Raw genomic sequence first — 15,463 nt, forward strand, 5'->3', positions numbered from 1 at the left:
AATTTGTCACCAGCGCCGACAATTACTCAAAATCCAGCGCCGAACTCGAATTTGTCACCAGCGCCGACAATTACTCAAAATCCAGCGCCGATATCGAATTTGTCACCAGCACCAACAATTACTCAAAATCCAGCGCCGATATCGAATTTGTCACCAGCACCAACGATTACTCAAAATCCAGCGCCGAACTCGAATTTGTCACCAGCGCCGACAATTACTCAAAATCCAGCACCAACGATTACTCAAAATCCAGCGCCGATATCAAATTTGCCGATCGCACCAACGATTACTCAAAATCCAGCGCCGATATTGAATTTGCCGATCGCACCAACGATTACTCAAAATCCAGCGCCGATATCGAATTTGTCACCAGCGCCGACAATTACTCAAATTCTCCCTGCTCCCGCACCAATCAATCTCGCACCGATACCGACACCGGAACTCGCTCCGGCGCTCTCCAGCAACGGGCTTCCCAGGACAAATCCTTTATTTTCTGCCAGCTTGCAACAGCAAAACCAGATATCTAGTTCATTGCAACAGCCTAATTCACGTCGCGAAACCTCGAATATTATTGACGTTTCCAGCTTGCCAGTTAACCCCAGCGCCATTATTTTTCCGGTAGAAAACAGATTTACCAGGGAGTTTGTCGATTACCTGAATTTGCCACAAACAAATAAACGCGCCACGCTAGAAAATGCTCAAAATACTCTTCGCAGCGTCGCAAAAGGCACAGGTATCAAACCAGCTCTCGTATATATGAGCTTTGTACCCAATGGTTCTACATTCGATCGACCTTACAACAGTTCGCCGCTGTTGCGCGTAGAACAGCAAATTAAAAGCTCTGACGAACTCGAAGTAATGGTAATCGCCCCCGATAGCGCGCCCTTTCGCGTGCGGATCGCTGGAACCTCTCGCGCCGAGGTAATGGAAACTATTCGGAAATTTCGCAACGAACTGACTAATCCGGTAAAGCGCAATACTAAAACTTATTTACCCTTCGCTCAGCAGCTTTACCAGTGGATGATAGCGCCGATCGAGGCAGAGTTACAAGCCAAAGGTATTCAGAATTTATCTTTTATTGCGGATATGGGGTTGCGATCGATACCGATGGCGGCGCTACATGACGGGAAAGGCTTTCTGATAGAGCGTTACAGCGTCGGCTCAATGCCGAGTCTGAGTTTGACAGATACCAGCACCACTAAGTTGCCAAATACGCAAGTTCTGGCAATGGGGGCATCACAATTTCCCAATATGAGTCCTTTACCTGCGGTGGAAATAGAAGTTTCGACAATTATCCCGCAGGAGTCGCCCGGTAAGTCTTTCTTGAACCAAGCTTTCACTCTGGCAAATTTGAAATCGCAGCGCCAGCAGTACCCTTTTGGGAGAATTCACTTGGCTACTCACGCCGAATTTCGATCGGGAAACCCCAGCGAATCCTTTATTCAGTTGTGGGATACTAAATTGCGTTTGAATCAGTTGCGGGACATGGGATGGGGCAGTCCACAGGTGGATATGTTGGTTTTAAGTGCTTGCAGGACTGCTGTGGGCGATCGAGAATCCGAGTTGGGCTTTGGCGGGTTAGCCGTGCAAGCAGGGGTTAAATCGGCTCTAGCGACTCTCTGGTATGTCAGCGACGAGGGCAGTTTGGGATTGATGGCGGACTTTTACGGCCAGTTGAAAACTGCTCCGATGAAGGCTGAGGCCTTGCGGCAAGCGCAATTAGAAATGTTGCGCCAACAGGTGCGGATTGAAGGGGGAATATTGCGGACTTCTGTGGGTAATGTGCAGCTACCTCCGGAAATGACAAAGACAGGGACTCGGAATTTTTCTCATCCCTACTATTGGGCGGCTTTTAGAATGATTGGCAATCCTTGGTAATGAGATTTGTTGTATAGGTACGTAGTTGGGCTTGAGCCTCCTTTATCTATACGTCTAAAGAGCAATAATGATTAGCAATCAGATTTGTTGTATAGGTACGTAGTTGGGCCCCGGCCCTCTTTAATCTACACGTCTAAAGAGCAATAATGATTGGCAATCAGAGACGAATGTTAGATTAGCAGCTTGAACTGGCGGTGCTAACAGGATGAGCAGAGTGCCGATCGCAATTCCCGCAGCGGATGTTTTGGGCGATCGGGTGGTTTTGGCGATCGGTATGAATTCCGGCAGGCGATCGGCGCTATGCTACACTTTGAAATGTTGAACTTTTTCGCAATTCATCGTAATTTCTCCTGGCGACCTGTACGCAAAATATTACAAAGTTTTGGTCGTACCCAAACTGAATATTTAAATTAGGTCGATGTCCAATATAATTTACCTTTTAATAATTAACTCGAATTATTTAACAACACATAACATTACGCATAATTTCGTAAGGTGGGGATTGCTCGCCCTACAATTTGTATTAGATGCAATAGAAAACTGCGATCGAACTGGACGCTTCTCTCAAGTTGGAAGTACATCCGAGACATCTTCCTGCGTCAGTATCCTCGGTAACAGGGAATGTTTCGCTTACAATACACTTGTAGCATCTCACGAAAAAGAGCGATCGCACTATGGGAATGACCATCACCGAAAAAATCTTGGCCAAAGCATCGGGCCGCACCAAAGTCGAGCCCGGAGACAACATCTGGGTAGAAACAGACGTATTGATGACCCACGATGTCTGCGGGCCGGGCACCATTGGCGTATTCAAAAAGGAATTCGGCGATAATGCTAAAGTCTGGAATCCCGACAAAATCGTCTTAATTCCCGACCACTACATTTTCACTAACGATGAACGCGCTAACCGCAACGTCGATATTCTCCGCGATTTTGCCGCAGAACAAGGGATAAAATACTTTTACGACATCACGGATCGATCGAACTTCAAAGCTAACCCCGATTATAAAGGAGTTTGCCACATCGCCCTCGCCCAAGAAGGCCACACGCGCCCGGGCGAAGTGCTTTTCGGTACAGATTCCCACACTTGCAATGCCGGTGCTTTCGGACAATTTGCCACCGGTATCGGCAATACCGACGCGGCTTTTATCATGGGAACCGGCAAATTGCTGATTAAAGTGCCGGCGACGATGCGGTTTGTGCTCAACGGCGAATTGCCAGATTATTTGTTAGCAAAAGATTTGATTTTACAAATTATAGGCGATATCAGCGTTGCCGGTGCTAACTATCGATCGATGGAATTTGCGGGCGATACAGTGGAACGTTTGACGATGGAAGAACGGATGACGCTGTGCAATATGGTGATTGAAGCTGGTGGCAAAAATGGCACGGTGGCTGCGGACAAAACCACGTTTGATTACGTTAATCCTCGCACTAATGTGCCGTTTGAGGCATTTTACAGCGATGAGGGTGCTCAGTTTTATAGCGATCGCACCTACGATGTCAGCAAATTAGAACCAGTCGTCGCCAAACCGCACTCCCCCGACAACCGCGACTTGGCCCGCAATTGCAGCGATGTCAAGATCGATCGAGTTTACATCGGTTCCTGCACCGGCGGCAAAACCTCCGACTTTTTGAGTGCAGCCCGCATTCTCAAAGGAAATCAAGTCAAAGTTCCGACATATTTAGTACCGGCAACTCAGAAAGTTTACGAAGATTTGTTTGTTACTAAATACGACGGTCAAACGCTGTCGGAAATCTTCTTAGCAGCAGGCTGCATCGAACCCGCAGCGCCTTCTTGCGCCGCTTGTTTGGGCGGCCCGAAAGACACTTTTGGGCGGATGAACGAACCGGAAATTTGCGTGTCTACAACTAACCGCAACTTCCCCGGCCGGATGGGGAACAAAGAAGCGCAAGTTTATCTCGCTTCGCCTTACACGGCGGCGGCTTCGGCGCTGACTGGACACGTCACAGATCCGCGCGAATTCCTGCGTTAGAAAGTAGTTTGTGTGTGGTGTGCCACAACCCCAGAAGGTGCTTGTGGTATACCCTACGGGATGAATTTAAGCCGCGATGATTATTATGGTGATGGGAGTCTCCGGTTCGGGGAAAACTACTGTTGGCAAGTTGCTAGCGGAATCTCTCAATTGGGATTTTAGCGATGCCGACGATTTTCACCCGCCAGGAAACATAGAAAAAATGAGTCGGGGCATTCCTTTAGAAGATGCCGATCGCCTGCCTTGGCTGTTGCACTTGCAAGGTACAATAGACAGGTGGCTGTTGGAAAATAAAAATGTCGTGTTAGCTTGTTCTGGCCTCAAAGCATCTTACCGCGAAATGCTGTTTCGAGACAAGCAGCGAATGAAAATAGTTTATCTCAAAGGTGATTTTGAGCTATTCGCAGCCCGGTTAAAAACTCGCGAAAATCACTACATGAAAGCAGACTTGCTGTCAAGTCAGTTCGCTACTCTCGAAGAACCTGAAAATGCAATTATTATAGATGCTTCGCAGCCGTTAGAGGTAATTGTCCGCCAAATTATAAATTATTTGATGTGCGGTTAATCTCAAAATAAAACAGGTTCGTAGTGAGGACTTTAGTCCTTCTTTCGGAGGACTAAAGTCCTCACTACGAACCTATAGAGGTTTGGTGTGCTAATTTTTGTTGTACAAATACAAGAAAGCTTCTACTTCAGCCGCAGTTGGTTGTGCTGCAATGGCCCCAGGCTTCATCGCCGTCATCGCACCCACGGCACTGGCATAGGTTACAATGTTTTGGGCAATTTCTGGATCTGCTAAATTCTTAATTCCATACTTGCACAACTGCCGCACAAAACCAGCAACAAACCCGTCGCCGGCACCTGTTGTATCCTCAACATCTACTGCAAAAGCGGGGATTTTTCCTTCATTTTGCGAGAGACAATAGCCGCAACCTTTATCGCCCGCCGTCACCAAAACGCCTTCTACAGAATCGAGACGGTAGGTAATAGCTCCAGCGTCGCTAGTTCCAAACAACCATTCGGCTTCGTCGTCAGATAACTTAAGAAAATCTACTTTTTTTAATAGTTGTATGATGGGCGCTTTTGCTTCGTCTGGATTTGGCCAAAATACCGGACGCCAATTGATGTCAAGTATAATTTTAACGTCGTAACGTTCTGCTAGTTCGATCGCTCTGGCGATCGCCTCTCGACTTTCAGGGTAAGCTAATTCTAAAGTGCCGAGCACTAAAAACTCCGCATTTTCAAACAGCGCCTCGGGTATTTGGGCAGCCTGGAAGCGGGTGTCGGCAAAATCCGCAGTATCCATTTTACCAAAACCGGCAAAAGATCGATCGCCCGCTTCATTCCGCAAGACATAAACTTGCCGCGTCGGCGCAGTCGGATGGCGTTGCACTCCAGCGATATCAACCCCTGATTCTTGCAATACCTGCACCAGAGACTCCCCCAATTCATCCCCACCTACAGCACCGATAAATCCCACCGCCGTCCCCAATTTAGCTAAAGCACAGGCAACATTAGCAGGAGCACCGCCAGCATATGCCGTCCAAGATTCTACCTCTTCTAGAGATACTCCTGGTTTGTCTGCTAAACAATCAAATAAAATTTCACCCAGACACAAAACGCGAGGATAAGTCATATTGATTTTAGATTTTAGATTTTAGATTTTAGATTTTAGACTAGCACCAGACTGGTCAATAATTATCTCTACCTAGATTCCCAGTAGGGAAAATTGCCAGCTATTTTGTAATAGCTGCTCCTATAATATCAGACTTACTGATAGTGGCAGTTACCCGCTCAACGCACAAGTACAGCGCGGGCGTATCAGTAGTTTGACGTGCCAACATCTGCGGTTTTTTGGGCGCGGATTTCCAGTGCGCGCAGGTAAATCTAGCATCCGCTACCCCACGTGCAAGGCTGGGTTTACACATCTTGCTGCGATTCTGCAAGCGAGTTGGTGATCCGTGCCAGAGCCAATTTAATTTTCTCTTCATACTAGATCCCTCATCCTCTAGAATTGTATATAGGTAAATATGCACACATAGGAAAAATTTATGAACGGGAGCGTCTCTGGCACCCCTGTCACCCTGTCGGACAGAGAATTGCAAGTGGTAGAGTTAGTAGCGGCGGGATTGACCAATGAGAAAATTGCTGAGAAGTTAGAGATTAGCAAGCGTACTGTTGACAACCACATTAGCAATATCTTGAACAAGACGCCCGCTGACAATCGAGTTTCGCTGGTGCGCTGGGCTTTGCAGTGGGGGAAGGTATGTATGGAGAATATTAACTGCTGCCCTCTACCGGGGCCGATCGATAAAGAAGTATCTTAAATAGGGGTTATGGTTGGGGACAGGCAAAGAAATGATGCAAACGGCACAAGAAAAACAACTCCGCTATCAAATTCAATGCCCGGGATTGCCGCTGGCGGTGTATCGCGAAGTGGCAGCCCATTTGCGTCAAGTTGAAGGGGTGGAAACCGGTTTGATTCCGCAGCAGTCGCAGCGGTTTGATTACAGCGACAGCCAAGTTGGGGGTTTGTGGATACAGTATCCTGATGGGTTCGATTTGGCCTGCCGCGAGCGGGTCGATCGCATTTTGGCTTATTATGGCGATCGCTACGGAGCTTGGGAATTATTAAGTCAATAGTTATTAGTTATTTGTTATTGGTTATTTGTTATTGGTTGTTTGTCATTCAAGCCAAACAGCAATAAATACGAAGTCACAAATAAAAATCACGAGCTCAAAAATGACGAGTAACAAATAACAAATAACAACCAACAACCAACAACCAACAACTGACAACTGACAACTGACAACTGACTAAAAAAATGAGTGCAATTAAAACTTTACCGGGAACGCGGGATATTTTGCCCGCTGAAATTCAATATTGGCAAAATATAGAAGAAGTCGCTAGAAATATCTTAAAAAAAGCGGCTTATCGAGAAATTCGGACGCCAATTTTTGAACAAACATCTTTATTTGAACGCGGCATCGGCGAAGCTACCGATGTTGTGGGCAAAGAAATGTACACTTTTAAAGATAAGGGCGATCGATCGACTACTTTGCGCCCAGAAGGCACCGCCGGAGTCGTGCGAGCTTTTATTGAAAACAGTTTGTACGCGGCTGGTGACGTGCAGCGTCTGTGGTATACTGGGCCGATGTTTCGCTACGAACGCACCCAAGCAGGCAGACAGCGACAGTTCACTCAAATTGGCGTGGAAGTATTGGGGAGTGCAGATCCGCGTGCAGATGTCGAGGTAATTGCGATCGCCTGTGATATCCTGCAAGCGATCGGCTTAAAAAATTTGCGCCTCGATATCAATTCTGTCGGAAATAAGCAAGACAGACAAAATTATCGGCAAGCGTTGATTGATTATTTTACACCGTACAAAGACGAATTAGATGCGGATTCCCAAGATCGCTTGACTCGCAATCCGCTGCGGATTTTGGACAGCAAAAATCAGCGCACTCAAGAAATTGTTGCTGGTGCGCCGAGCATTTTGGAATATTTGGGTGAGGAATCGCGAGATCACTTTGAGCAAGTGCAGCAAATGCTCACAAGTTTAGGAATTAGCTATCAGTTAAATCCAAGATTAGTGCGCGGTTTAGATTACTATACATACACCGCTTTTGAAATTATCTCCGACGATTTGGGAGCGCAAGCAACTGTTTGTGGAGGCGGCCGCTACGACGGTTTAGTCAAGGAATTGGGCGGCCCGGATACGGCGGCAGTCGGTTGGGCTATGGGTGTTGAGCGGTTGATTATCCTGCTGCAAAAATTGCAACCTCTGCCCGTTCCGCAGTTGGATTTCTATTTGGTATCCCGGGGCGATAAAGCCGAACAGCAATCAATATTGTTGGCTCAAAAATTGCGGAGTGCTGGCTTTAGTGTAGAGATAGATTTGAGCGGCAGTGCTTTCGGGAAACAGTTTAAAAGAGCTGACAGAAGTGGTGCAGTTGCGTGTTTGGTTTTGGGGGATGCGGAAGCTGAAAGCGAGACTGTACAATTGAAGTGGTTGGCGAGTGGCGAACAAAGTGCGATCGGGCAATCTGAACTGCTAGCCATGACAGATGAGCTCAAACAGAAGATAAAAGCTGCGTAGGGCGATCGAATCGAAAAGTAAACTCTTAAGGTTCGCAGCATCGGACTTTAGTCCTCAATCTCTGAAGATAAGGACTAAAGTCCTTACTACGAACAATATTAACATTAATCCCCAAAACCAAAAGATATAATTTAACCATTAAAACATTTAACCTCTGATAAACTATGTTTGTAGCAACTAAAAACTCAGCCACAAAGCTCACAATCACCTGGCCGCTACTACCAGAAGATTTCCAACTACCAGATGACCCCGTGGAAGATGAAAGCCAACCATTGTTAGCCGCAGCTTTACGCCAGCCACTAACAGAATTTCCCGAATTAATCCAGGATGCCTTAATAGTTTCCAACTTTGCCCTTTGTGCCGGCATAAGTTTCCCAGAAGCAGCCACCGACGAACAGCGAACTATTTGCAAAGCGCCCGACTGGATGTACATCAAACCCGTAAATCCCAAAAATGTCTCGCAAGTTCGCCGCAGTTACACGCCGCATACAGAAGGGACAATTCCTCAAATCGTGATGGAATTTCTCTCAGAAACCTACGGAGAAGAATACTCTGTAGAATTTACCTCACGGGTGGGAAAATGGTTTTTTTATGAGCAAGTAATCAAAGTACCGAGATACGTCATATTTCGAGCGAAAACAGCTCGTTTAGAAGTTTATGCTTTGGAATCAGAGCACTATAACTTACAAAAAACAGATGAAAACGGGCGTTATTGGATACCCGGATTAGACCTATTTTTAGGTATTTGGGAAGGAACCCACGAAGGGAGAACAGGCTGTTGGCTGAGGTGGTGGAATGCAGCAGGCGAGTTATTGTTGTGGTCGGAAGAACGAACTGAACAAGAACGGCAACGGGCCGATCGCGAAAGTGTCCGCGCCCAAAGACTAGCAGAAAAATTGCGTCAAGCTGGGATCGAGTTAGACGATGAAGAATGAAATTATCAAAATATAGTCGAATTCGACTATATTTTGGTATAATTACTATCTTGTGGTGCCGGCATTCAGCCAGCCCTTGTCCTACTGCGAACTAATATGTTAATCGAACGTCTCAAGCCGATCGCCTGGAAAACCAAACCGCAACTGATATCATTGTTTTCAGGTTGTGGCGGCATGGATTTGCCATTCCACAAAGCCGGATTTGAGGTGGTTTGGGCGATCGACTCCAACAAATACGCCTGCAAAACATTCAGCAGAAATATCGCCAATGTCATCGTCAACGACAGCATAGAAAATATAGACATTACCCAAGTTCCAGATGCAGACATATGTATAGGAGGATTTCCTTGTCAAGACTTTTCCATGATTTGGAAACGTCCAGGACTGGAAGGAACCAGAGGCAATTTATACACATACTTTCTAGATTTTGTTAATAAAAAACAGCCAAAAGCTTTTGTAGCAGAAAATGTCAAAGGCTTATTAAGCGCCAATAATTATCAAGCAATCAAACAAATAATTTCCGACTTTGAAAGTATCGCTCCCGGCTACTTGGTCAAACCAAAACTATACAATTTTGCGGATTACGGAGTCCCCCAATTTCGCCAAAGAGTATTATTAGTTGGCATTCGCATGGATACAGGATTTAACTTTGTACATCCTCAGCCAAAATACGGTGAAAATCGCAATTATCCTTATCGAACTGCCGGCCAAGCACTCAAAAATGTCGAAAAAGTCAAATATAATCAAGAACATCAGAAAATTCAGCCACGAACCATTGAAATTTTGAGTCGCATCAAACCGGGAGGGAATTTTACTGATATTCCCAAAGATAGTCCATACTATGTGAAAGGCATGATCAGCCACGTTTATCGGCGAATTCATCCAGATAAACCCTGTGCTACAATTATTGCTGGTGGTGGTGGCGGTACTTGGGGATATCATTATCCCGAACCCCGTTCATTGACAAATAGGGAAAGAGCAAGGTTGCAAAGTTTTCCCGATGATTTTGTTTTTGAAGGTTCTATTACTGAAGTAAGAAGACAAATTGGCAATGCAGTTCCGCCCGATGGCATAGTTGAAGTTGTGGAATCACTGATTCCCTTATTTCAAGAGGATTATCAGAAAATCGATTTATACAATTTAAATAAAAAATTGCAATTAATGTCAATTAAAGAACGATTAGAACACGCAGAATCAGAGGCTTCTCAACAGCAATTACAATTTACGATTAATGTTTAGTCAAGTGAGGTGACTTAATGTCCATACCTACCATAACTCCAGAAACACCCTATGTGGACATATCATTATCAAGAGTTGATAAACAGCAGCAATCAAATCTCAATACTTTTTTTGGCAAAGGGCGCGCGAATAAATCTGGTAAAGTTATCCCAAGAGATTGGTACGAAGTTGAACTTATTGTGGATTCAAAAACAATAAGCGATCCTATCTATCCAAAAGGTAATTTTCTCGCTCATACAGATGATGGTTTAACATTTGATTGCCAAACTCAAGGAGCAAATCACAAAAACTTTAGATCCAAAGATGATTTAAAAATTTTAGGACGTTGGATTAAAGGCAAGCTAGAAAAAAGTGGTGTCCTGAAACAATTTGAACCTGTTACAAGCCAGACACTTCAAGCCTATGGTAGAGACTATATCCGTCTGTATCAATTATCTGATTCTGAATACTACTTAGAATTTGATGGATCTATTCACCATAAGATGCTGAAAGAACTTCACCTAAAATGGGTGGGAACAGCTCCAGAATTCGATGTTGAATTCGGCGAAAGAATCAATTTGTTTACTGGAGACAATGGTCTTGGTAAAACTTTTTTGCTAGATATTGCTTGGTGGGGACTAACCGGAAACTGGGTTGATCGACCTGCTTGGCCTCAACAGGTAGAAGGGAAAACACCAGAAATTACTTCTGTGTTGAGCCATGAGAGAGATTCTGAGGAATATCGTAGCCTTTTTAGTTTTTCAAATGAGAAATGGCTGAATCTGCGAGTACCTCCCTTGTTAAGAAGCTTGATTATTTATGTCCGTGTTGATGGTGGATTTTCAGTTTTTGACCCGGTTCGTCAACAGTCCAGTATCTATAACTTTACTTCCGATCATCTTTGGAATGGCTTAAGAACCGATAATAAAGTTCTATGTAATGGTTTAATTCACGATTGGGTCAATTGGCAACGACAGCGAGAAGAGTCTACATTTGAAATATTCTCTTCTATGATTAGAAAACTTTCTTCTCATGAAGATGAATTGATGGAACCTGGGAAGCCCACACGGGTTTCTATAGAAGATACCCGTGATATTCCTACGCTAAATTTTCCTTATGGAAATGTGCCTATTATCTATGCATCAGCAGGAATAAAACGAATTTTAGGACTTGCTTACATACTAATGTGGACGTGGCATGAACATATCGAAGCAGCTAAGTTACGACAGAAAGAACCTATCGATCAAATAGTCTTTTTAATAGACGAGGTTGAAGCTCACTTACATCCAGCTTGGCAACGATCGATTCTTCCTGCGATATTAGAAGTAGTTAAAAGTCTTAAAAATGAAATGCAAGTTCAGTTAATAGCGACCACTCATTCTCCTCTTGTACTTGCCTCAATCGAGCCTGAATTTGATGAGGAACAAGATAAGTTATTTTTGTTTGAGTTACATGGTAAAGATGTAACTCTTAATCAAGTTCCTTGGACAAAACATGGGGATGCTGTGGGGTGGCTAACTTCCGATATTTTTGGATTAAAACAAGCGCGTTCTCGCGAAGCAGAAATAGCGATTGATGCAGCATATACCTTCATGCGAGGAGACAGCATGGAAACTTTTCCTGAATACCTGAGAACTAAAGAGCAAATTCATCAGGAACTCCTGCGAGTTTTACCAGAACACGATCGCTTCTGGCCTCGATGGATTGTCAGCACCGAGGTAGAGTAAAGATGATGCGATTTACTCCGCCACCGGAACCAACGAATTTTGAGGAACAGGTGCGAAAAGCAGGGAATCATTGGTTAGATAAAAATCCCGGTAAAGAACCAAAAGATTTTTGGTCTAGCTTCAAACCTCAATTAGCTAAAGAGTTCCACAATCTTTGTGGTTATTCGGTGATGCACATACCGAGTCGGATGGGTACTGTGGATCATTATTTGAGTAAAAGTAAACCAGAAAACCGCCATTTGATTTATGAATGGAAAAACTATCGCTATGCTTTGCAACGGGTAAATAGCTGCAAAGGAACTTACGATCGACAAATTCTCGATCCGTTTGAAGTAGAAGATAATTGGTTTGAGATTATCCTACCTTCTTGTCAGTTGGTTTTGACTGATGCGGTTCCTGCTGGCGATCGCGATCGAGCAGAATTTACTCTCAAAAAGTTACAGCTTCAGAATAGTGAATGGGTGATTGAACAACGTCAGGAGTGGTATCGGATGTATCGAGAAAATGAACTTAATTTAGAAGGATTAGAAAAGAAAGCACCTTTAATCGCTCGTGCTGTTAAAAAACAGGGTTCTTCCGTATTTATTGTGCTAAATTTTTAATAAAGAGTTCACGACCAAGTTTTGCAGGAATAAAACATGAAAAAGTTGATGAGAAACATATTAAATTTACCTGGCGTGATATTGCCTTTCTCAGTAACAGTGCGGTGATCGTCAGGCATGGGCATAGGGCATAGGACATAGGGGGTATAGAGCATACCTGACTTATTTGAGAAAGGCTATAGTAGAAGATTACAAACAGACAACATCAACATTAATTTTAGCAGTAAAATCACAAACAAAAACAGCAAACTGCGGACTGAAGTCCGCTCCATGAAAGCGGACTGAAGTCCGCACTACGAACTAATCTTACTGCGGGTAATTGATCCCACACGATATAACTCACTGAGTAGAGCGTAAATGCAAAAAACCATAGTACCTTGTAGATACTACGGTTTTTGATGACCTACTGATTGATCTTTCTACGCCAAAACTGGCACAGGTTGCGGCCAACGTTTCATGACTTTACCAATCACCGCCAATTCTTCCATCAACTTGTCGAACTGATCCGGTGTTAACGATTGCGGCCCGTCAGACAAGGCTTTTTTGGGATTCGGGTGCACTTCTATCATCAGCGAATCTGTACCCGAGGCGATCGACGCAAAGGCCATCGAAGGTACAAACTGCGCCCAACCGGTGCCGTGACTGGGGTCAACCATCACCGGTAAGTGAGTCAGAGTCCGCAGCACTGGAACCGCCGACAAATCCAGCGTATTGCGCGTATACTGCCTGTCATACCCGCGAATGCCGCGCTCGCACAAAATCACGTTGGGATTGCCAGCAGCCATGATATACTCGGCAGCCATCAACCATTCTTCAATGGTGGCGGAAATGCCGCGCTTCAGCAAAATTGGTTTGTCTTGAGCTCCGACTTTCTTCAACAGCGAGAAATTCTGCATATTTCGGGCTCCGACTTGAACTACGTCGGCTACTTCCACGATCACACTTAAGTCGGCCGCATCCATAACTTCGGTAATAATTCCCAAACCGCTAGCTTCCCGCGCCGCAGCTAGCAATCCCAAAGCACTCTCGCCGTGGCCTTGGAAAGCGTAGGGGGAAGTTCTCGGTTTGTAGGCTCCACCGCGCAAAAATTGAGCGCCAGCAGCTTTGACGCGCATTGCGGTCTCGACAATCATTTCTTCGTTTTCGACCGAGCAAGGGCCTGCTACGACTGCGATCGGGTGATTTAAGCCAATCGTCACAGTTCCCAAAGGAGTAGCAACTTCTACGGCGCTGGGTTCACCTTGGCGGTATTCCAGAGAAGCGCGTTTGTAGGGTTTTTCGACGCGCAGCACTTCTTCAATCCAAGTGCTCATTTCGCGCAGTTGCATCGGTTCGAGCTCAACGGTGTCGCCCACCAAACCCATGACGGTTTTGTAACGCCCGACGATTTTTTCTGGTGTCAAACCCCAGCTAGTGCGGAGTTCTTCGTCTAGGCGATCGATCTCGGCTGCTGGAGTGCCGGCTTTCATTACAATAATCATATTTTTCTGTTGTGTTGCGCTAAGACACGCATTATGACACGGATGGAATCCGAAAATATAGATATAAGGGCGATCGACTGGTTTGTCGTAAGGACTTTTTTGGACTCAGCGCGAGAGACTCAGAAACCGGGTTTCTGCGTAAAATCTCGTGAAGATGCGTCAATTGCCATAGAAACCCGGTTTCTCGGACTCAGCGCGAGAGACTCAGAAACCGGGTTTCTGCGTAAAATCTCGTGAAAATACGTCAATTGCCATAGAAACCCGGTTTCTCGGACTCAGCGCAGGGACTCAGAAACCGGGTTTCTGCGTAAAATCTCGTGAAGATGCGTCAATTGCCATAGAAACCCGGTTTCTCGGACTCAGCGCGAGAGATTCAGCGGGGAAAAGTGAATTGCGACTTGAATAGGTTTTCTTCTGGTAGTTGGGAGCAAGAAACTTCTTGTTTCAAGTTTCAATCCCCTTGCGGGGAAAAGTGAATTGCGACTTGGCATCCTCCTAAAGATACTCGTTATATCCGAAGTTTCAATCCCCTTGCGGGGAAAAGTGAATTGCGACATAAATACCAGAGTCAATTAGCAGAGAGAAATAACGAATTAAGTTTCAATCCCCTTGCGGGGAAAAGTGAATTGCGACCGCGTAAAGCAACTGAAGGTAAGCTTTTCTTGATGATGTTTCAATCCCCTTGCGGGGAAAAGTGAATTGCGACAAGATTCCATCACAGACCTGTTCAAAGAACTTTCTGTTTCAATCCCCTTGCGGGGAAAAGTGAATTGCGACTAGAAGATTGGAAAGCTCGAAACCCATTAAAAGCAGGTTTCAATCCCCTTGCGGGGAAAAGTGAATTGCGACTCGATAGGATATAAGATAAGAGGTCAAAAGCTAGAAGGAATGCAGTTTCAATCCCCTTGCGGGGAAAAGTGAATTGCGACCTCGATGTCCAGCCCAATCACTTCCGTGTCGCATCCGAACAGTTTCAATCCCCTTGCGGGGAAAAGTGAATTGCGACATAACTACCTTACGTTCCATTCAAGGAGAAACTAGCCGTTTCAATCCCCTTGCGGGGAAAAGTGAATTGCGACAAATAATTCTTAGCGTGATTAAAGATCACCAAAATCTAAGGTTTCAATCCCCTTGCGGGGAAAAGTGAATTGCGACACTATAGAATTTTTTAATTTACTAATATTCCTTACAGTTTCAATCCCCTTGCGGGGAAAAGTGAATTGCGACTACGAAACCCTACTTGTCAGCTCTAATTTGTTTTTTCTACAGTTTCAATCCCCTTGCGGGGAAAAGTGAATTGCGACGATAAACTAAAAGTTAAGAAAAGGTTTGAAGGAAGGAAGTTTCAATCCCCTTGCGGGGAAAAGTGAATTGCGACTTAGATAAGTCAATTCAAGATCAACTCTCTGATGCGTTCTTGTTTCAATCCCCTTGCGGGGAAAAGTGAATTGCGACGAAACAAAAAAAGAAGTGGTTCGGAAAATAACTACGAGTTTCAATCCCCTTGCGGGGAAAAGTGAATTGC

At 44.9% G+C, this 15,463-nt stretch carries 14 protein-coding genes and 1 CRISPR repeat array (1 of these 15 cut by a window edge); of the genes, 12 read left to right on the forward strand and 2 right to left on the reverse strand.

Features of this window, described 5'->3' with window-relative positions:
* From JGK14_RS28890 to JGK14_RS28905, 4 genes are all read left to right on the forward strand, one after another.
* On the forward strand, positions 1-527 hold a 527-nt coding region (locus JGK14_RS28890), incomplete at its 5' end, for a hypothetical protein (RefSeq protein WP_325315791.1).
* Positions 528-531: 4 nt separating this feature from the next.
* A complete protein-coding gene (locus JGK14_RS28895) occupies positions 532-1,878 on the forward strand; it encodes a CHAT domain-containing protein (RefSeq protein WP_293287949.1) in 1,347 nt (448 codons plus the stop codon).
* 674 nt (positions 1,879-2,552) lie between these two features.
* Positions 2,553-3,875: a 3-isopropylmalate dehydratase large subunit gene (locus JGK14_RS28900; protein WP_293203568.1), complete on the forward strand. Its 1,323-nt coding sequence runs from the start codon at positions 2,553-2,555 to the stop codon at positions 3,873-3,875.
* Between the two features lie 76 nt (positions 3,876-3,951).
* Positions 3,952-4,440: a gluconokinase gene (locus JGK14_RS28905; protein WP_293195627.1), complete on the forward strand. Its 489-nt coding sequence runs from the start codon at positions 3,952-3,954 to the stop codon at positions 4,438-4,440.
* Between the two features lie 90 nt (positions 4,441-4,530).
* Here the strand turns inward: JGK14_RS28905 and JGK14_RS28910 are convergent, their stop codons facing one another.
* Positions 4,531-5,511, reverse strand: a complete 981-nt coding sequence (locus tag JGK14_RS28910) for a carbohydrate kinase family protein (RefSeq protein ID WP_293243500.1) — start codon at positions 5,509-5,511, stop codon at positions 4,531-4,533.
* A gap of 415 nt (positions 5,512-5,926) precedes the next feature.
* Between JGK14_RS28910 and JGK14_RS28915 the strand changes: the two genes are divergently transcribed.
* The 7 genes from JGK14_RS28915 (at position 5,927) to JGK14_RS28945 (ending at position 12,457) form a co-directional block, all read left to right on the forward strand.
* Entirely contained in the window at positions 5,927-6,202 is a 276-nt protein-coding gene (locus JGK14_RS28915; protein WP_293149481.1) for a helix-turn-helix domain-containing protein, read from the forward strand.
* Positions 6,203-6,236: 34 nt separating this feature from the next.
* On the forward strand, positions 6,237-6,518 hold the full coding sequence (locus JGK14_RS28920; RefSeq protein WP_293174972.1) for a hypothetical protein: 282 nt from the start codon (positions 6,237-6,239) through the stop codon (positions 6,516-6,518).
* 182 nt (positions 6,519-6,700) lie between these two features.
* Positions 6,701-7,975: a histidine--tRNA ligase gene (hisS, locus tag JGK14_RS28925; RefSeq protein WP_293220199.1), complete on the forward strand. Its 1,275-nt coding sequence runs from the start codon at positions 6,701-6,703 to the stop codon at positions 7,973-7,975.
* A gap of 164 nt (positions 7,976-8,139) precedes the next feature.
* Positions 8,140-8,910 carry a Uma2 family endonuclease gene (locus JGK14_RS28930; protein WP_293208292.1) on the forward strand — a complete coding sequence of 257 codons (771 nt, stop codon included), beginning with the start codon at positions 8,140-8,142 and terminating at the stop codon, positions 8,908-8,910.
* 96 nt (positions 8,911-9,006) lie between these two features.
* On the forward strand, positions 9,007-10,149 hold the full coding sequence (locus JGK14_RS28935; protein WP_293208290.1) for a DNA cytosine methyltransferase: 1,143 nt from the start codon (positions 9,007-9,009) through the stop codon (positions 10,147-10,149).
* A 17-nt stretch (positions 10,150-10,166) separates the two neighbouring features.
* Positions 10,167-11,855, forward strand: coding sequence for an AAA family ATPase (locus JGK14_RS28940; RefSeq protein ID WP_293208288.1), 1,689 nt, complete (start codon positions 10,167-10,169; stop codon positions 11,853-11,855).
* A 2-nt stretch (positions 11,856-11,857) separates the two neighbouring features.
* The gene (locus tag JGK14_RS28945) at positions 11,858-12,457 is read left to right on the forward strand and encodes a hypothetical protein (protein ID WP_293208286.1); all 600 of its coding nucleotides are present in this window, start codon (positions 11,858-11,860) and stop codon (positions 12,455-12,457) included.
* 419 nt (positions 12,458-12,876) lie between these two features.
* Here JGK14_RS28945 and aroF read toward each other — a convergent pair whose 3' ends face one another.
* Positions 12,877-13,938, reverse strand: a complete 1,062-nt coding sequence (gene aroF / locus JGK14_RS28950) for a 3-deoxy-7-phosphoheptulonate synthase (protein WP_325315792.1) — start codon at positions 13,936-13,938, stop codon at positions 12,877-12,879.
* Positions 13,939-13,971: 33 nt separating this feature from the next.
* Between aroF and JGK14_RS28955 the strand changes: the two genes are divergently transcribed.
* A complete protein-coding gene (locus tag JGK14_RS28955; RefSeq protein ID WP_325315793.1) occupies positions 13,972-14,175 on the forward strand; it encodes a hypothetical protein in 204 nt (67 codons plus the stop codon).
* A gap of 211 nt (positions 14,176-14,386) precedes the next feature.
* Positions 14,387-15,463: a CRISPR direct-repeat array (repeat unit 36 nt; unit sequence GTTTCAATCCCCTTGCGGGGAAAAGTGAATTGCGAC) (it continues 163 nt past the right edge of the window).

This window comes from Microcoleus sp. PH2017_28_MFU_U_A (genome assembly GCF_020738035.1).
Classification (GTDB): domain Bacteria; phylum Cyanobacteriota; class Cyanobacteriia; order Cyanobacteriales; family Microcoleaceae; genus Microcoleus.